The organism is Flavobacterium daemonense (genome assembly GCF_007341385.1).
Classification (GTDB): Bacteria; Bacteroidota; Bacteroidia; order Flavobacteriales; family Flavobacteriaceae; genus Flavobacterium; species Flavobacterium daemonense.
On the sequence record NZ_VJYD01000010.1, the window covers coordinates 177,261 to 193,505 of the forward strand.

20 protein-coding genes are annotated in these 16,245 nt (G+C 32.2%); 8 read left to right on the plus strand and 12 right to left on the minus strand.

The window, feature by feature from the left end:
• Positions 1-618: 618 nt before the first annotated feature.
• From FND99_RS14135 to rpsF, 4 genes are all read right to left on the minus strand, one after another.
• Positions 619-1,092, minus strand: a complete 474-nt coding sequence (locus FND99_RS14135; protein ID WP_144338594.1) for a DUF6495 family protein — start codon at positions 1,090-1,092, stop codon at positions 619-621.
• 140 nt (positions 1,093-1,232) lie between these two features.
• Positions 1,233-1,673: a 50S ribosomal protein L9 gene (gene rplI / locus FND99_RS14140; protein WP_144338595.1), complete on the minus strand. Its 441-nt coding sequence runs from the start codon at positions 1,671-1,673 to the stop codon at positions 1,233-1,235.
• A gap of 66 nt (positions 1,674-1,739) precedes the next feature.
• The gene (rpsR, locus tag FND99_RS14145; RefSeq protein WP_002987043.1) at positions 1,740-2,036 is read right to left on the minus strand and encodes a 30S ribosomal protein S18; all 297 of its coding nucleotides are present in this window, start codon (positions 2,034-2,036) and stop codon (positions 1,740-1,742) included.
• A 5-nt stretch (positions 2,037-2,041) separates the two neighbouring features.
• The gene (gene rpsF, locus FND99_RS14150; RefSeq protein ID WP_026729424.1) at positions 2,042-2,383 is read right to left on the minus strand and encodes a 30S ribosomal protein S6; all 342 of its coding nucleotides are present in this window, start codon (positions 2,381-2,383) and stop codon (positions 2,042-2,044) included.
• Positions 2,384-2,561: 178 nt separating this feature from the next.
• On the opposite strand from rpsF, the gene FND99_RS14155 reads away from it, so the two are divergent.
• The gene (locus tag FND99_RS14155; RefSeq protein ID WP_026729423.1) at positions 2,562-3,260 is read left to right on the plus strand and encodes a LytR/AlgR family response regulator transcription factor; all 699 of its coding nucleotides are present in this window, start codon (positions 2,562-2,564) and stop codon (positions 3,258-3,260) included.
• A 3-nt stretch (positions 3,261-3,263) separates the two neighbouring features.
• Here FND99_RS14155 and priA read toward each other — a convergent pair whose 3' ends face one another.
• The 7 genes from priA to nadC form a co-directional block, all read right to left on the minus strand.
• Positions 3,264-5,714, minus strand: coding sequence for a replication restart helicase PriA (priA, locus tag FND99_RS14160; RefSeq protein WP_144338596.1), 2,451 nt, complete (start codon positions 5,712-5,714; stop codon positions 3,264-3,266).
• Between the two features lie 39 nt (positions 5,715-5,753).
• Positions 5,754-6,158 carry a type II toxin-antitoxin system VapC family toxin gene (locus tag FND99_RS14165; protein WP_144338597.1) on the minus strand — a complete coding sequence of 135 codons (405 nt, stop codon included), beginning with the start codon at positions 6,156-6,158 and terminating at the stop codon, positions 5,754-5,756.
• Positions 6,158-6,394 (minus strand): glycosyltransferase family 1 protein, encoded by a 237-nt coding sequence (locus FND99_RS14170; RefSeq protein ID WP_144338598.1) that lies wholly within the window; start codon positions 6,392-6,394, stop codon positions 6,158-6,160. Before FND99_RS14170 ends, FND99_RS14165 begins: the two co-directional genes overlap by 1 nt.
• Before the next feature lie 78 nt (positions 6,395-6,472).
• The gene (gene bla-B1-FLAV, locus FND99_RS14175) at positions 6,473-7,219 is read right to left on the minus strand and encodes a subclass B1 metallo-beta-lactamase (protein WP_144338599.1); all 747 of its coding nucleotides are present in this window, start codon (positions 7,217-7,219) and stop codon (positions 6,473-6,475) included.
• Positions 7,220-7,233: 14 nt separating this feature from the next.
• On the minus strand, positions 7,234-7,659 hold the full coding sequence (locus FND99_RS14180; protein ID WP_144338600.1) for a DUF2147 domain-containing protein: 426 nt from the start codon (positions 7,657-7,659) through the stop codon (positions 7,234-7,236).
• Positions 7,660-7,661: 2 nt separating this feature from the next.
• Entirely contained in the window at positions 7,662-8,585 is a 924-nt protein-coding gene (locus tag FND99_RS14185) for a YihY/virulence factor BrkB family protein (protein WP_144338601.1), read from the minus strand.
• Positions 8,586-8,650: 65 nt separating this feature from the next.
• A complete protein-coding gene (nadC, locus tag FND99_RS14190) occupies positions 8,651-9,508 on the minus strand; it encodes a carboxylating nicotinate-nucleotide diphosphorylase (protein WP_144338602.1) in 858 nt (285 codons plus the stop codon).
• A 334-nt stretch (positions 9,509-9,842) separates the two neighbouring features.
• On the opposite strand from nadC, the gene FND99_RS14195 reads away from it, so the two are divergent.
• From FND99_RS14195 to rlmH, 7 genes are all read left to right on the plus strand, one after another.
• Complete coding sequence (locus tag FND99_RS14195) at positions 9,843-10,943, plus strand: DNA alkylation repair protein (RefSeq protein ID WP_144338603.1); 1,101 nt, start codon at positions 9,843-9,845, stop codon at positions 10,941-10,943.
• A gap of 297 nt (positions 10,944-11,240) precedes the next feature.
• Positions 11,241-12,122, plus strand: a complete 882-nt coding sequence (locus FND99_RS14200) for a pirin family protein (protein ID WP_144338604.1) — start codon at positions 11,241-11,243, stop codon at positions 12,120-12,122.
• Positions 12,123-12,124: 2 nt separating this feature from the next.
• The gene (locus tag FND99_RS14205) at positions 12,125-12,520 is read left to right on the plus strand and encodes an OsmC family protein (RefSeq protein ID WP_026729412.1); all 396 of its coding nucleotides are present in this window, start codon (positions 12,125-12,127) and stop codon (positions 12,518-12,520) included.
• A gap of 5 nt (positions 12,521-12,525) precedes the next feature.
• Positions 12,526-12,810 carry a GNAT family N-acetyltransferase gene (locus FND99_RS14210; protein ID WP_144338605.1) on the plus strand — a complete coding sequence of 95 codons (285 nt, stop codon included), beginning with the start codon at positions 12,526-12,528 and terminating at the stop codon, positions 12,808-12,810.
• Between the two features lie 236 nt (positions 12,811-13,046).
• Complete coding sequence (locus tag FND99_RS14215) at positions 13,047-14,459, plus strand: adenosine deaminase (protein WP_144338606.1); 1,413 nt, start codon at positions 13,047-13,049, stop codon at positions 14,457-14,459.
• 50 nt (positions 14,460-14,509) lie between these two features.
• Entirely contained in the window at positions 14,510-14,812 is a 303-nt protein-coding gene (locus tag FND99_RS14220) for an antibiotic biosynthesis monooxygenase family protein (protein ID WP_144338607.1), read from the plus strand.
• 192 nt (positions 14,813-15,004) lie between these two features.
• Positions 15,005-15,478: a 23S rRNA (pseudouridine(1915)-N(3))-methyltransferase RlmH gene (rlmH, locus tag FND99_RS14225; RefSeq protein WP_071637326.1), complete on the plus strand. Its 474-nt coding sequence runs from the start codon at positions 15,005-15,007 to the stop codon at positions 15,476-15,478.
• Between the two features lie 34 nt (positions 15,479-15,512).
• Here the strand turns inward: rlmH and FND99_RS14230 are convergent, their stop codons facing one another.
• Positions 15,513-16,145, minus strand: a complete 633-nt coding sequence (locus FND99_RS14230; RefSeq protein ID WP_144338608.1) for a hypothetical protein — start codon at positions 16,143-16,145, stop codon at positions 15,513-15,515.
• Between the last annotated feature and the right edge of the window lie 100 nt (positions 16,146-16,245).

Genomic DNA, 16,245 nt, shown 5'->3' on the forward strand with positions numbered 1-16,245 from the left:
TAATGCAAACTTGATAATGAGAGTAATTGTCAATTCCATATGTAAACAAATTAAGTTACTTAAAAAAAAAAACTGAATAATATCCTGATCATTCAAAAACCAAAACATTAAACAAAACAAAGATTAGAAAACCAAAAAAAGAGACTTTATTAAGAAATCAGATTATTTTGTTTAACATTTACATATCAAAAATATAGAAAATAAAAACAAAAAACAACCTAACATTTTTATTTTTTTAAGTTAAACAAACAGCAAAAAGACCGTAAAACAGCTAAAACATAGGAAAAAACCGCGTTTTTAATCTAGGAAACCAATATCATAAGCTATGTAAAAATAACATTGCACATATGTTAAATTTTAATATTGAAGGTATAAACTTACAAAAAACACATGTTAATCAATTGAATTTTAACATAAAAGCAAATGAAAGGCGCAAAAAGCACATTTTCACATCAAAAAACATAAATTTATGAGAATTCCAAAATAAACGCGTAAAACTACTTGCTTGAAACAAAAATAAAGATTAAACAAATGTTAAAAAAATTAAAAAAGGTTAAACAATACAAATTAGTATTGTTTAACCTTTTACATTATTATAAACTAAAAAAATTGCTTTATTTATGACTCAATTATACTATTGATCTGTTTAAACAATTGTCCATCACTTAAAAAAGCACCTTGTTGAATTAATTCAAAAATTGAAGCATTACGATCCTCAGTAAACACTTTCTTGCCTACTTTCATTTCAATGGTTTCAGTAAACATATTTTCGCTCAACCACTGCAAACCTTCTTGCGTTAAAAAATCAGTCTCAGGAACTAAAGATTTTAAGACTATAGATTGGACATGCGTTTCAAAACATTGAAACAAGAAAATGTGGTTTTTAGAAAAATGTTCCAAAAATTCAGCTCTAGTCAAAACACCTTCCCAAATCAAATCAGAAAAAACATCTAATTCCTGCTCAGCAACTTCAGGCTTGTTTATTTTCAAAGAATCCCATTCTGCCTTATCAATTGCCTGCGTCGCTAAAAAGCTGGCAAATTCAGCATGCAATTCGTCAAATTGCTCTTTTGTTAATCTTGCGTATTTCATGTCATTGCGAGGAACGAAGCAATCTCGTTCCTATGTTTATTAAAAATTAAAAAATGATGAGATTGCTTCGTTCCTCGCAATGACATCAAAACAAAAAAATCCCGATTCTCATCGGGATTTTTATATAGTATTTAAAACTATTACTTTTCAGCAACAATTTCGTAAGCTAATTCAACGATTACATCTCTGTGTAAACGAACTGTAGCATTGTATTTTCCTAAACGTTTTACAACACCGCTAGTGATGAATTTTCTATCGATAGCATTACCAGATTTCTCCAAAGCTTCAGCAATATCGATGTTTGTGATAGAACCAAAAAGCTTCTCTCCACCAGCTTTAGCTGTAAGTTTAATCTCAAGAGCTTTAATAGTTTCAGCTAAAGCTTTAGCATCAGCAACAATTTTAGCTTCTTTGTGTGCTCTTTGTTTTAGGTTTTCAGCTAAAACTTTTTTAGCAGAAGGAGTTGCTAAAACTGCAAATCCTTGAGGAATTAAAAAGTTACGACCGTAACCAGGTTTTACAGATACTACATCATCTTTAAATCCTAAGTTTTGAACGTCTTGTTTTAAAATAAGTTCCATGTTGTTGTCCTTATATTTTAGAAGTTAGGTTCTGCTTGCACAGAAACCAGCGACTAGAGTTTTTAATTATTTTAATAAATCGGCCACGTATGGCATTAAAGCTAAGTGACGAGCTCTTTTTACAGCTACAGAAACTTTTCTTTGGTATTTTAATGAAGTTCCAGTTAAACGACGAGGAAGAATTTTTCCTTGCTCATTAACGAATTTCAATAAGAAATCAGCATCTTTATAATCGATATATTTGATTCCTGATTTTTTGAAACGGCAATACTTTTTAGTTTTGTTAGTTTCAATGTTTAAAGGCGTTAAATATCTGATATCTCCGTCTTTTTTTCCTTTTGCAGATTGCTCTATTGTAGACATAATAATTAAGCTTTAGTAGATTTTAATTTTGCTCTTCTTCTTTCCGCCCATGAAATAGCATGCTTGTCCAAACTTACAGTTAAGAAACGCATAACTCTTTCGTCACGTCTAAATTCAGTTTCAAAAGCTACAAGAACTTCTCCAGCTACTTTGAATTCGAATAAATGGTAAAAACCACTTTTTTTGTTTTGGATTTCGTAAGCCATTTTTTTAAGACCCCAATCCTCTTTCGATACCATTTCAGCTCCTCTACTAGTAAGAAATTCTTCAAATTTCGTTACTGTTTCCTTCACCTGAACCTCAGATAAAACGGGATTTAAAATGAAAACAGTTTCATAATGATTCATAAATACGATATTTATTTGTTAAAATTGGGTGCAAAAGTAATCATAAAATTTAAATAAACAACACATTTTTGCTTTTATTCGTCATACTGCAAAAAATATATGCTCAGTTTAGGTTTTTTTACAAAAAAAATAATACTTTTACTAATGCTATCCTGAATTTATTCTAAATTTAAATGTTATGAAACTAAACTGTGTTGTTGTAGATGATAGTTCTATACAGAGGACAATTATTGCAAAATTAGTTAATAATCACCCAGGTTTGCACTTAATCGGGGATTTTTCTAATGCAATAGAAGCAAAAAGCTGTATCTCTTTAAATAATATCGATTTAATATTTCTTGATATTGAAATGCCTGTTATTAACGGTTTTGACTTCCTTGACGGACTAAAATCAAAACCGCAGATTATATTTATTACTTCTAAAGCTGAGTATGCCTTAAAAGCTTTTGACTATGACGCTACCGATTATCTGCAAAAACCAATTGCAGTGGATCGATTCAATGCTTCGGTCAAAAGAGCAATCGATATGCATTTGCTTAAAAAAGAAGTAAAAGAAGAAGAAGGCGAACATATTTTCATCAAAAGCAACCTTAAAAAACTTAAAATCTTTACTGCTAAAATCAAATGGATTGAAGCTTTTGGAGATTATGTAAGAGTGGTTACTGAAGATGACAGCAATTTGGTTCTATCAACAATGAAGTCTTTTGAAAACGATTTGTCAAAAGACAAATTTATTCGTGTGCATAAATCATATATCATCAATATCGACAAGGTAGAGCGCTTTAACAGTAAATTTGCCGAAATTGGAATTACAAAAATTCCGCTTAGCCGAAACAAAAAAGAAGATTTAGTTAAAGCATTGTCAACTTCATCTTAGGATTTAATAAAAATCGACATTCACGACAACTTTTATAGCTCTGTATTGAGCAACAGCTTCAAAACTATTCAGCATTTTCTGAATAGTTTTTTTTGTATTTCCTAAATGTAGGTTTTGCGGAATTTTAATTAATATAGTTCTGATATATTCATTTCTGATTCTACTGATCGCTGGTTCTTCTGGACCCAAAACCGGCATATTCAAATTTTGGCTCAAAACCTGATACAGCCACATTGAACCTTCTTTCAGCTTATCAAAATCCTTATGTTTTATAGTAAGCTTTATTATTCTGAAATAAGGCGGATATTTATAGATTTGACGGTCGTACAATTGCTCTTTATACATACCTATATAATTATGGTTGGTAACTTGCTGAATTGTATTATGATTTGGATTGTAAGTCTGAATTACAACTTTCCCTCGTTTTTCTGATCTTCCTGCTCTTCCTGCAACCTGCGTTATCATCTGAAAACTGCGCTCAAAAGCTCTAAAATCAGGATGATGAAGCATATTATCGGCATTCATAATTCCGACCAGGCTGACATTGTCAAAATCCAAACCTTTGGCCAGCATTTGTGTTCCCACTAAAATGTCGATTTCCCTGTTTTTGAAAGTGTCAATGATTTTTTCAAAACCAAATTTCCCGCGAGTTGTGTCTTGATCCATTCGCGCTGTTTTCGCTTTCGGAAAAAGAGATACTAACTCCTGCTCTATTTGTTCTGTTCCAAAGCCTTTTGTCGTTAAATCAATACTTGAACAACTATGGCAATTTGTTGGTTTTGCAATCGAATAACCACAATAATGGCAACGAAGCTGATTTTTAAATTTATGAAATGTCAAACTTACATCGCATTGCTGGCAATGCGGAACGTGTCCGCAAGTCAAACATTCTATTATAGGAGAATATCCTCTTCTATTTTGAAATAAAATCACTTGTTCACCCAAAGACAAGGCTTCAGCAATTTCTTCGATTAAAAGATCGCTGAAATGTCCCGTCATTCTTTTTCTGAAATGTTTGTCTTTCAAATCAACCAAAACAACTTCAGGCATGCGAACATTTTTATAGCGTTCTGTTAGCGTAACCAAACCATATTTGTCGCTCTGTGTATTAAAATAGGTTTCAATACTTGGCGTTGCAGAACCTAATAATACTTTTGCATTGTGAAAATTAGCCAAAACAATCGCCGCGTCTCTGGCATGATATCTTGGTGCCGGATCTGTCTGCTTAAAAGTTTGTTCGTGCTCTTCATCAACAATTAGCAACCCTAAATCATTGAAAGGCAAAAACAAAGCCGACCTCGCTCCTATTACAATTTGTGCTTTTTCAGAATTTTCGAGTGTCTGTTTCCAAACTTCGACTCTTTCGTTGTTGCTGTATTTGGAATGAAAAACGGCAACTTTATCGCCAAAATGAAGGCGCAAACGAGAAACCAATTGAGTTGTCAATGCAATTTCAGGTAATAGATACAAAACCTGCCTTCCAGTCTGCAGATATTCTTCAATTAACTTAATGTAGATTTCCGTTTTTCCGCTTGAAGTTACACCGTGAAGCAGACAAACTTCTTTTTCAGAAAAACTCTCTTTTATTGCATTAAAAGCGTTTTCCTGAGCTTCGCTTAACTGTAATTCTTTTTCTGATTTTTCTCCATTAAATGAAATACGATCGTGCTGCAAATAATACTCTTCGAAGATTTCTTTTTCAATTAAAGCTTTTACAACTGCCGATGTTACGTTAGAAACTTCAGTAAGTTTTTTTACTGTGATTGGCTTTTTTTCTGAAGCTGAAAGTTGAAAATAAGCTAAAACAATTTCTTTCTGTTTATTCGCATTTTTCAAAACTTCAAGCAATTCTCCCAAACCTTGATCCGTTTCGTATTGAGAATGTAATTTCACATAACGAACCAATTTCGGTTTGTAACTTTCTTTTATTTCTTCTTCTAAAACAATAATATCTTTCGCTATTAATTTTTGAAGAACCGGAAGTATATTTTTCTTGTTTAAAATCGAAACTATATCCTGAACTTTTAGTGAGCTTTGATGTTGCAAAGCTTCATAAATCAAGAATTCGTCATCTGAAAGTTCAGAATCGTTTACTACAATTTCAGATTTATACGAAACAATAGTTTCACTTTCCAGCAACAATCCCGTTGGAAAAGCCCCACGATAAACGTCACCGATTCCGCACATATAATAATTGGCAACCCAAAGCCAGTGTTTTATCTGGATTTCGGTTGCAATTGGTTTTTCGTCTAGAATTTGATGAATTTCTTTGGCTTCATATAAGGTTGGAGCATTTTGATGAACGTCCAAAACAAGCGCCGTATAGATTTTATTTTTACCAAAAGGCACCGCAACGCGCATTCCTTTTTTAATAAAATGGAATTCGGCCTCAGAAATACGATATGTAAATGTTTTTGCTAAGGAAAGCGGTAAAATAACTTCGATAAAAAACATGTGGTAATTTTAATAAATGAGAAATGAAGCAAAACAAAATTAATTTCTTTCAAACCAATTCTCCATACGAATTCCATCTAAAAGCTTGAAATCCTTAGTATTATCAGTAACTAAAATTAATTGATTTTCAACTGCTGTAACTCCAATTAAGAGATCAAATTCATCATTAATAGGTTTACCAATTTTTCGAAGCCTAACTTTCTCAACAGCATATCTTTTAATTGATCCGAAAATTGGAAGTATTGTTAATCCTTTCAGAAAAATATCTACAGCTTTATTAGACTTCACAGGGTCATCACTATTTTCAGCACCAAAACGAAGTTCTGCAACTGTTATTTCTGAGATATAACAATTTTCTAAACCAACTTGTTTTACCATTTTATCAAGGTTAAGCTTTCCTCTTAGAAAGAAAACACAAATACTTGTATCAAATAAATATCCCATTAAAACTTAATTTCTTTATCTCTAAAGCTTCTACTAGATTTTATTTCTGCTACAATTTCTTCTGCCGATTTTTCAGACACAAAGGCACCAAAAGATTTATAAAAATTATTTTCTTTTGATTTATTGCTCTTCAATGATTTTGTAAGACGTTCTATAAGTTCAATTTTATTAGAAAAACTCAGTCCTTCAAATAAGTTTGAATAAGTTTCAAGTATATTTTTATCCGTTACTGTCATTCTATCTTTCTTAATAATTACAAATACAAAATTAAACTATTTTTAGATGCCAAAATATCTTGCAGGCATTTATAAAATTTACTTTTTCTCCGAAGATTTTTGTGCCAAATATTCATCAACCAACTTCAAAGTATGATTTAAAGACTCTGTATTCTTCCAATCTTCATGACCAGTGATGATGTACTTTGGATTCTTAAATTTCATTTGTACTTTTTCAATTGATTTCTTCCATTCTTTTACATCGGCATCGCCTAGATAACCAAGATCTTTTGCGTCGGCACTTTTGATAAAACAAGCTCCATAAAGCACTTTTTCTTTTTCAAACCAAACTACAATATTATCTGGCGCATGACCTTTTCCGGGATAATATACTTCAAATGTATATTGACCGACAGTAAAAAATTTGTCATTAGGAATTATAAATTCGGCTCTTGGTTCTTTTTTGCTTTTAAGAATATCATCCGTCAATTGAATTGAATAGGTTTTGATTCCTTTCTTTCTGTAAAAATCAAATCCTCCCGCTCGATCATCATGCGAGTGCGTTCCAAAAAGCATTATAACCTCTTTATGATGTCGCGCTTTTATTGTATCCAACAAAGGCTGGAATTGTGTTTGATCCCAAGGAGCATCAAACAGAATTACACCTTTATTTGTCACGAGATACGTGGCATTTGCAGAAATCATCGTTCCGTTATAATCGTGAAAGGTCTTATAAACATAAAAGTCACCTGTAAGATGACTTATTTGTAATGGCGAATTCTTAGATTGTCCAAAGCTGTTTGAAACTAAAACCAAGAATAAAATTATCGAAGCTAATTTTCGCATTTATTTTTAATTAGTTATTTCACTCGTGTCCAATATTGTGTTCTTCCCATAATTGAAACCCCAACATAACCACGAACTTTCAATTTATCAGCAGAATCTAATTCAATATAACATTTGTATTTTTTTCCATTTGTTGGATCCAAAATTGTTCCTCCATTATATTCTGAATCATCTTTTTTAAGTCCGTTAATGATAATCATTCCTAGAATAGGTTTGTTTTTTTCTGCTCCATCACATTTGGAACAAACATCTTTTTTGTGATTTTCGCGAAGAATTTCTACCACTTTACCGTAAATCTTTCCAGATTTTTCATAAACTTCTACAATTGATTTTGCTTCTCCAGTTTCATCATCTATTGTTTTCCATTTTCCAATAACACTCTGCGCGTGCATGGTGATAGCGAAGAAAAAAACACCAATAGCCAACATACAATTTTTCATACTTATTTATTTTTTTTTTGTTTTAATTTTCTGATTGTAGCATTCAGCTCGAACCCTAAAAGCAGAATCATACAGTTTATCCAAATGTAGAACATTAGAATTAATAATGTCCCAATTGAACCGTAAAGTTCGTTATATTTTGAAAATTTTATAACCCAAATCCCAAAAAAGAATGAAGATATAACAATTAATATCGTTGTAAAAACAGATCCAATGCTTATAAAAGGCACTTTATTGTACTGTTTAGTACCATAACGCAATAATATTGAAGATGTTATCAAAATCATTAAAACAACAAACAAATATCGACCCAAAATAATGAGCGGAATCCTATCACTAAGTACATCTTGTATAATTGTTTTTTGAATAAATACCTCAAAAACTACGATTGTTGCCACGGTTACAAACAAAATTATCGTCATAACTAGCGAAATTGCCAAAGCAACGAGATATTGATTTAAAAAGCCCCGTTTGTCAAAAACATGTTTGGAGGATTCAAAGCCACTCAAGATTGCGTTAATGCCATTTGCCATTAAAAAAATCGAAAGAAAAAAACCGGTTGACAATAATCCGGAATGACTATTATTTAAGATATCGCTGATAATTTTACTGATGGCATCAAAAGTATTTGGAGGAACACTTTGCTGTACGAATTGCAAAAAATCATCTTGAAAATTATCTATCGGAATAAACGGAATTAAGTTCAAGATAAACAGCGCAAAAGGAAATAAAGCCATAAAAAAGCTAAAAGAAACCGCACTTGCATGATATGAAAATGCGCCATCAACAATTCCGATGACGTACATTTCAATCAAATCATACAACGAGAATCCTTCCAGCCAAGGCAATTTAATTCTCTTTAAAAGTCGGGCCAAAGAACGCACCACAGGTATTTTCTCAATCCGAGCTTCTATCTCTTGCGACATATTTATTGATTTTAGATTTTAAATCTTGTCTAAATTAATAATTAACAATTTACAATTAATAATTATCAAAACGCTTTCAAACTCAAATCCATATTATAAACCGAATGCGTCAAAGCTCCAGATGAAATATAATTTACGCCGCAAAGTCCGTACTCGCGAATCGTCTTTTCGTTGATATTTCCTGAAGATTCAGTCTGGCATTTTTTCCCAATTAATTCCACAGCTTTTTTAGTATCTTCATAATTGAAATTGTCAATCAAGATTCTGTGAACACCATCACTCAACAAAATTTCACGAATTTCATCCAGATTTCTAGCTTCAACAATAATCTTTAAATCTAAATTATTGGCTTTTAAATATTCTTTTGTCTTTTTTATAGCCAATGTAATGCCTCCTGCAAAATCAATATGATTGTCTTTCAACATAATCATATCGTACAATGCGTAACGGTGATTTTCGCCTCCGCCAATTTTCACCGCCCATTTTTCTGCTGCTCTAAAATTTGGTGTTGTTTTGCGTGTATCCAGTATTTTAGCACCTGTTCCCTCTAAAAGTTGCATCAAATAATTTGTTTTTGTTGCAATGGCAGACATACGTTGCATGGTATTCAAAACCACTCTTTCGGCCTTTAAAATTGACTGAGAACTTCCCGAAACCTCAAATACAACTTCTCCGTATTCTACGTGCGTTCCATCTTCAATAAAAGTTTTTAATTTTAATTTGGGGTCTACATATTCGAATATCATTTTAGCAAGTTCAACACCGGCAATTATCCCTTGATCTTTTACCAACAATTTTGCCTGACCGTGAGCAGTGTCAGGAATACATGCAAGCGAACTGTAATCGCCTGGACCAACATCTTCTCGAATGGCATTACTAATTAAAAGTTGTAATTCTGCTTGAAATTGAGCTTCACTTATCATTTTATTATTTTTAGTAATGCTAAATTAGAACATATTTTATGGATTTGAAAGTTTACTTTCCGCTAAAAGTTTCATATGATTCAAAATATCCGTTTAAAACACTTGTTTTTTAAACACATAGAAACATAGAATTTGAATTCTGAAAAAAGACGTTTCACTTGCAATAATAAACATAGCTAGACGCATTATCTATGTGTTAAAATCTAGATTTTTTTAAAACATCTCCATTATATATTTTAAAATTCTATGTTTCTATGTGTTTTAAAATTTCATGCAAAAACTGTAATTTTAATTAGAAACATTAAATACCTTTGAGGTTCATTCAAACAAAATCATGGGATTAATTAAAGATATTTACTCGGTTTCTTTTTACGAAAAATTTAGTCAGGCTGTCGCCGAAGTGCATCCAACGTTCAATAAACAGAAATTTATTGAAGCCATTTACGAATGTGATTTTGCGCAAAAAGAATGGAAAGAAAGAATGAAACACACCACCGTTGTTTTTCATCAGTTTATGCCTCAAAATTTTCCAGAAGCCGTTTCTTTGATTGATAAAATCATTAAAAACCTAAAGAAAAACAATTTTGCCGACAGTAATTTGGCTTTCATTTTCTTCGCAGATTACATCGAAGTTTATGGTTTAGAAGATTTTAAAACTTCGGCGAAAGCCTTTGTTTCAATTACACAATTTATAAGCTGTGAGTTTGCGGTTCGTCCTTTCATCTTAAAATATAAAGAACAAATGATTAATGAAATGACGAAATGGTCTTTACACGAAAATCATCATGTTCGTCGCTTAGCCAGCGAAGGTTCACGCCCGAGATTACCGTGGGCAATGGCGATTCCGTTTCTTAAAAAAGATCCTTCTTCTATCCTTCCTATTTTAGAAAATCTGAAAAACGATCCTTCCGAATATGTTCGACGAAGCGTTGCAAACAGTTTAAATGATATTGCGAAAGATAATCCGCAGATTGTATTGGAAATTGCTCAAAAATGGAAAGGTCACAGCAAAGAAACTGATGGAATTATTAAACATGGATGCCGAACTTTATTAAAACAAGGTCATCCTGAAATTTTAAGTCATTATGGTTTAGAAAGCACTAACATTGAACTTTCGTCTTTTGAAATCAAAACACCAATTGTAAAAATTGGAGATTATTTACAGTTTCAATTTCATTTAAATAATAAAAATAATGAGCCAAAAACGGTTCGTTTAGAATATGCGGTTCATTATAAAAAAGCAAAAGGACATTTGGCTAAAAAAGTCTTTAAAATCAGCGAAAAGATTTATCATCCAAATCAATTGACGAAGATTGAACGAAATCAGTCTTTTAAGTTGATTACAACGAGAGTTTTCCATACTGGAGTTCATCAATTGTCGATTATTATTAATGGAACAGAGAGTGAGGTTTTGGAGTTTGAGTTGATTGATTAAACTAGGAAATTTCATAAATTATCAGGATTTAAACGCCCTGTTTGTCATTTCGACGAAGGAGAAATCTTCGCAAGAAACTCTACAAAGATTGGCGACATTCTGTACGGAGCTACTTGCGAAGATTTCTCCTTCGTCGAAATGACAAGAAAACGTGACAAATAGACGAATTTGAAAAAACATACATTTTCACTACTTTTATAATTCAGAAATTCAAAAACAAACTTTTCTTAATCTAAATTAAGTTACAGATTTCTATTACCACTGTAATTTTGTTTTCAAATCAAATCAAAATACCACATGTCAAATATCAGTTTAATTATCGAAGAACGTGCTGCCAATATTGGTAATTTTATGGTCGGACGTTTATTGCCTTTCCGTGAAAAAAGAGCCGTTGGGCCATTCGTATTTATCGATCATATGGGACCTGCACATTTAAGTGATCATGAAAATATGGATGTCCCGCCGCATCCGCATATCGGACTTTCAACATTGACTTTTTTGTTTGAAGGTAGCATTATGCACCGCGACAGTTTAGGAACCGAATTAGAAATAAAACCCGGTGCCGTAAACTGGATGACGGCTGGAAAAGGAATCGTCCATTCCGAAAGAACTCCAGAATATTTAAGACATTCAGACAAAATGCTTCACGGATTGCAGATTTGGGTTGCGCTTCCAAAAGAATTGGAACAAATGGATCCGAATTTTACGCATGTTGAAGCTGATGATATTCCGGCTTGGGAAGAAGATGGCGTTTCATACAAATTAATTGCCGGAGAAGCCTTTGGTAAAAAATCACCCGTTCCGGTTTATAGTCCACTTTATTTTATTGAAATTAAAAGCACAGCAGCTACAAAAATCAATATTGGCAAAGATTTATTCGGCGAAAGCGGTTTATATATTTTAGAAGGAAGTATTAAAAATGGCGAGCATGTTTACGATCCGAGACAAATTTTAATTACAACTGAAGCTTCTCTTTGTGAGTTCGAAATTTCTGAAAACTCAACCATTTATATCTTTGGAGGACAGCCGTTTCCTGAAGAACATTTTATTTTTTGGAATTTTGTTTCTTCGGATAAAAACCTAATCGAAAAAGCAAAAACCGACTGGACAAACCAAACTTTCCCAAAAGTTCCAGGCGAAACCGAATTTGTGCCATTACCTGAACCAAGAATCAAATAATTATGGATACGATCTCAGCAAAAATCGATACGCGTTTGTATCGCACGGAAATTACTTCTGCAAGCGGAAATATTTTAATTTCAGACGAACCACAAGAACTTGGAGGAAAAAATTTAGGTTTAAATCCTACTGAACTTTTGGCTTCATCATTAGCATCTTGCACATTAATTACTTTAAGAATGTATATCAATCGCAAGCAATGGAATGTCGAAGAAATCAATATCAAAATTGATTTTGAAAGAGATTCAGAGCGAAATTGTACCTCATTTACCAGAAGAATTGAAGTAATCGGCGAAGTTGACGAAACGCAAAGACAAAGATTAGAAACGATTGCAAATAGCTGTCCAATTCACAAAACACTGACACATTCAATCGAAATTAAAACCACATTAATATAATTACAATGGAAATTCAACAAATAAACGACACAAGAAGAGGTTATTTTGAAGCTGTAGAAGACGGAAAACAAGCTGGAAAAATGACTTATACTTGGGCTGGCGCTTCAAAATTCATCATCGATCATACAGAAGTTAGTCCCGAATTCAACGGAAAAGGTGTTGGCAAAAAGTTAGTTATGGCTTCAGTAGAATATGCGAGAGCTAATAATTTAAAAATTATTCCGCTTTGTCCTTTTGCTAAAAGTGTTTTTGATAAAGTTGAAGAAATTCGTGATGTACTTTTTTCTTAAGGTTCTAAGGGACTGAGGAACTAAGGTCCTAAGTTTTTTTAACCGCAAAGTGCGCAAAGGATTACGCAAAGTTCGCAAAGTTTTTTTTCACAAAGCTTTGCGAACTTTGCGTTTATAATAAGTCTTGAATGTAAAAAAACCTTGCGCTCTTTGCGGTTAAATCTCCACATCAAAAAAACAAAATTTTCAAATCTCTCCGAAAAGTCGTATATTTGCGCGTAATTTAATCTTAGAGTATGACAAGAATAATTACGCTTTTCTGTTTTTTTATAGCACAAATCGGCTTTTCTCAATCGACTGAGAGTTATTTAGAAAAAATCAGAAATAATGAAGCGCTCTTAACCGCTTTTTTTCAACAAATGCCTAAAGGAGGCGATTTACACCACCATTTTTCAGGATCAATTTATGCAGAACCGCTTTTAGAAAGAGCTATTGCTGAAGACTTTTATTTGAATTTAGAAACTTTGGAAGTTTCAAAAAATAAACCTTCAACGGGAAATTGGCAAAATTTCTCTTCTATAAAAAATAGTGGAAAACTAGATTACTACGAGCAGCAAATTATGCAATCCTGGTCGATTAAAGATTATAATGGTTCTGTGCCTTCTGACGATCAGTTTTTTGATTCTTTTATGAAATTTGAACCTACAATTGCTGGTCATTTTGCAGAAGGAATGCTCGAATTAAAAAAGCGTGCGATTGCTGAAAATGTTTCTTATATCGAAACACAATTATCAACAATTCCATGCGATATGAATGTTTCAGATTTATCTGATTTCAATACAAAACTTCGTCAAGCTTCTGTTCAAAAAGATGAAAAAGCGGTTTTGAAGCTTTTAGACGAATTGTATAAATCACTTCAGAAAAAAGATGCTAAAAAATATGCTGAAGATTTCAATATCAATTTCTTAGCAAAACTTCATAAAGACTTAAAAATTGATGACGATAAGTTTACAATGCGTTATCAAAACTTTGTGCTTCGTTTTATGGAACCGGTAGATTTGTTCAAAAATCTGGTTATAGCTTTTATTTCGTCAAGCGAAAGCAAATTGACTGCCGGTGTAAACATCGTTTCTCCAGAACATGGTCAGACTTCTATGAAAGATTATTGGCTTCATATGGTGATGTTTAAATATTGCCATTCAAAATTTCCGAACGTAAAATATACGCTTCATGCAGGCGAGTTGACTTTAGGTTTGGTTCAGCCAGAAGATTTGACTTGGCACATTAACGACGCTATTTACATAGCGGGAGCAAACCGAATTGGCCATGGAGTTGATATTGCGTACGAAGCAAATTCATATGATTTATTGAAATATATGTCTAAAAATAATATTCCGGTTGAGATTAATTTAGCGAGTAACGAATTCATTTTGAAAGTGAAAGAAAACAGGCATCCGTTTACGCTTTACAAAGAATTTAATGTGCCAATTGTAATCAGTACGGACGATGCCGGAATTTTGAGAAGCAATATGACGGAACAATATGTTTTATTAGCCAAAAGATATCAAGATGTTTCATATTCAACTATAAAACAATACGTTTACAACAGCATTAATTACAGCTTTATTCAAGATGAAGCGGTTAAAAAACAATTGATTAAAGATCTTGATAATCGTTTTAAAATTTTTGAAACGAAGTTTAACAACTAAACCAAACTCGACAGGTTTTTAAAACCTGTCGGGTTTACTAAACTACAATTATGATTCTAGAAGCAGTATATCTTTTTATAAAATCAGAATTAGCACCAACATTTGAAGCTGATTTTGCAAAAGCAAGTCAGTACATTTCGTCAATTGATGGTTATTTAGGTCATCGTTTGGAAAAATGTCTGGAAGTCGAAAATAAATATCTATTGCTGGTTGAGTGGAATACGCTTGAAGATCATACAATAGGTTTTAGAACTTCGGAAGCGTATCTGGAATGGAAAAAGATTTTACATCATTATTACGAACCATTTCCTGTTGTAGAACATTTTGAAACGGTTTTTCAAAATAAAAAATAATAGTTATGCTTCGTCTTAAAAAAATCAAACACATAGAAACATAGATACAATTGTTTTTGTTTAAGATTACAAAAAAAGCAAGCTTTAACACATTGCTATGTGTATTGCAATAAGTGAAACGCCTTTTACAGACACAGAAAAGCTATGTCTCTATGTGTTTAAAATAAATTAGTGGCAAACAAAACATAACCAATGAACATCAAACTTATCGCCATAGGAAAAACAGATAATAAATCGCTTCAAACTTTGATTGACGATTACACCAAACGTTTGTCGTTTTACATCAAATTTGATTTGGAAATTATTCCTGACATCAAAAACGTAAAAAACTTATCGGAAAGCCAGCAAAAGGAAAAAGAAGGCGAATTGATTTTGTCAAAACTATCGCCAACCGATCAATTAATTTTATTGGACGAAAACGGAAAAAACTTTTCAAGCGTTGGTTTTTCCGAAGAATTGCAAAAAAAAATGAATTCTGGCGTTAAGACATTAGTTTTCGTAATTGGAGGTCCTTACGGATTTTCCGAAACAGTTTACAAAAAAGCGCAAGGAAAGGTTTCGCTTTCGCTGATGACATTTTCACATCAAATGGTTCGTTTGTTTTTTATCGAACAATTGTATCGCGGATTTACGATTTTACGAAATGAACCTTATCATCATCAATAAAAAAGTGTTCAGTCGCAGTTTTTAGTGTTCAGTTTTAAAAGATGAATTCTTCATTTGTCAAGTTCATTTCTGGAATAGAAAATTTTAAAGTTCCTATGAAAATTTTATTATCAATGTAACTTCCATAATCTAAATCCTTATCAAAAGAGAACATATATTTATTAGGTTTGTCACTATTCATACTATTTAAATAATTCTGTAATTCTTCTTTCTTAACAGTTTTATCATTTACTAAAATTGAATTATCTTTTTTGAAATAAACGACAACTCCGAACTTTGGCTTTTCCATCTTATAAAACACTTTTGTAAAAGGCAAAAAAGCTAAATTCTTTCCAATTGAATCTGCGTAAGAGTAATAATTTTGGGCATTTTCGTTTTTATGGGCGCTGTCGGCTCTTTTTTTCTCTTGCAATTTCATCACTTCCGGAATTACTAATTTCAAAGGCAGACGTTTGTCAATGTTGAAAATCCAATTCGTTGAAATGATGCTGTTTTTTCTGTTTACATCGGCTATTGTGTCTTTTCCTTCAGTTTTGAAAAAGATGTAAATTGGCGAATGATCTTGAACGTCCTTTACAATTGTTACGTTTGATTTTGGAAGTAAAACATCTTTTTTTTCTCCGCAGGAAAAAAGAAGCAAGGCAATAATTAAAGTGAAGTATTTCATATTTATCATTATTTTTCAAATGCAGTTTGTCATTCCGATTTCTATGATAAAACCAAATCTTTTTCATAAAAGGTTTGGTTTTTTATTACTGCAAAAACAC

What these genes read in the sequence shown, in the direction of transcription:
- FND99_RS14135 (WP_144338594.1), bottom strand. Translation starts at nt 1,092, where the DNA reads ATGAAATACGCAAGATTAACAAAAGAGCAATTTGACGAATTGCATGCT.
- rplI (WP_144338595.1), bottom strand. Translation starts at nt 1,673, where the DNA reads ATGGAACTTATTTTAAAACAAGACGTTCAAAACTTAGGATTTAAAGAT.
- rpsR (WP_002987043.1), bottom strand. Translation starts at nt 2,036, where the DNA reads ATGTCTACAATAGAGCAATCTGCAAAAGGAAAAAAAGACGGAGATATC.
- rpsF (WP_026729424.1), bottom strand. Translation starts at nt 2,383, where the DNA reads ATGAATCATTATGAAACTGTTTTCATTTTAAATCCCGTTTTATCTGAG.
- FND99_RS14155 (WP_026729423.1), top strand. Translation starts at nt 2,562, where the DNA reads ATGAAACTAAACTGTGTTGTTGTAGATGATAGTTCTATACAGAGGACA.
- priA (WP_144338596.1), bottom strand. Translation starts at nt 5,714, where the DNA reads ATGTTTTTTATCGAAGTTATTTTACCGCTTTCCTTAGCAAAAACATTT.
- FND99_RS14165 (WP_144338597.1), bottom strand. Translation starts at nt 6,158, where the DNA reads ATGGGATATTTATTTGATACAAGTATTTGTGTTTTCTTTCTAAGAGGA.
- FND99_RS14170 (WP_144338598.1), bottom strand. Translation starts at nt 6,394, where the DNA reads ATGACAGTAACGGATAAAAATATACTTGAAACTTATTCAAACTTATTT.
- bla-B1-FLAV (WP_144338599.1), bottom strand. Translation starts at nt 7,219, where the DNA reads ATGCGAAAATTAGCTTCGATAATTTTATTCTTGGTTTTAGTTTCAAAC.
- FND99_RS14180 (WP_144338600.1), bottom strand. Translation starts at nt 7,659, where the DNA reads ATGAAAAATTGTATGTTGGCTATTGGTGTTTTTTTCTTCGCTATCACC.
- FND99_RS14185 (WP_144338601.1), bottom strand. Translation starts at nt 8,585, where the DNA reads ATGTCGCAAGAGATAGAAGCTCGGATTGAGAAAATACCTGTGGTGCGT.
- nadC (WP_144338602.1), bottom strand. Translation starts at nt 9,508, where the DNA reads ATGATAAGTGAAGCTCAATTTCAAGCAGAATTACAACTTTTAATTAGT.
- FND99_RS14195 (WP_144338603.1), top strand. Translation starts at nt 9,843, where the DNA reads ATGGGATTAATTAAAGATATTTACTCGGTTTCTTTTTACGAAAAATTT.
- FND99_RS14200 (WP_144338604.1), top strand. Translation starts at nt 11,241, where the DNA reads ATGTCAAATATCAGTTTAATTATCGAAGAACGTGCTGCCAATATTGGT.
- FND99_RS14205 (WP_026729412.1), top strand. Translation starts at nt 12,125, where the DNA reads ATGGATACGATCTCAGCAAAAATCGATACGCGTTTGTATCGCACGGAA.
- FND99_RS14210 (WP_144338605.1), top strand. Translation starts at nt 12,526, where the DNA reads ATGGAAATTCAACAAATAAACGACACAAGAAGAGGTTATTTTGAAGCT.
- FND99_RS14215 (WP_144338606.1), top strand. Translation starts at nt 13,047, where the DNA reads ATGACAAGAATAATTACGCTTTTCTGTTTTTTTATAGCACAAATCGGC.
- FND99_RS14220 (WP_144338607.1), top strand. Translation starts at nt 14,510, where the DNA reads ATGATTCTAGAAGCAGTATATCTTTTTATAAAATCAGAATTAGCACCA.
- rlmH (WP_071637326.1), top strand. Translation starts at nt 15,005, where the DNA reads ATGAACATCAAACTTATCGCCATAGGAAAAACAGATAATAAATCGCTT.
- FND99_RS14230 (WP_144338608.1), bottom strand. Translation starts at nt 16,145, where the DNA reads ATGAAATACTTCACTTTAATTATTGCCTTGCTTCTTTTTTCCTGCGGA.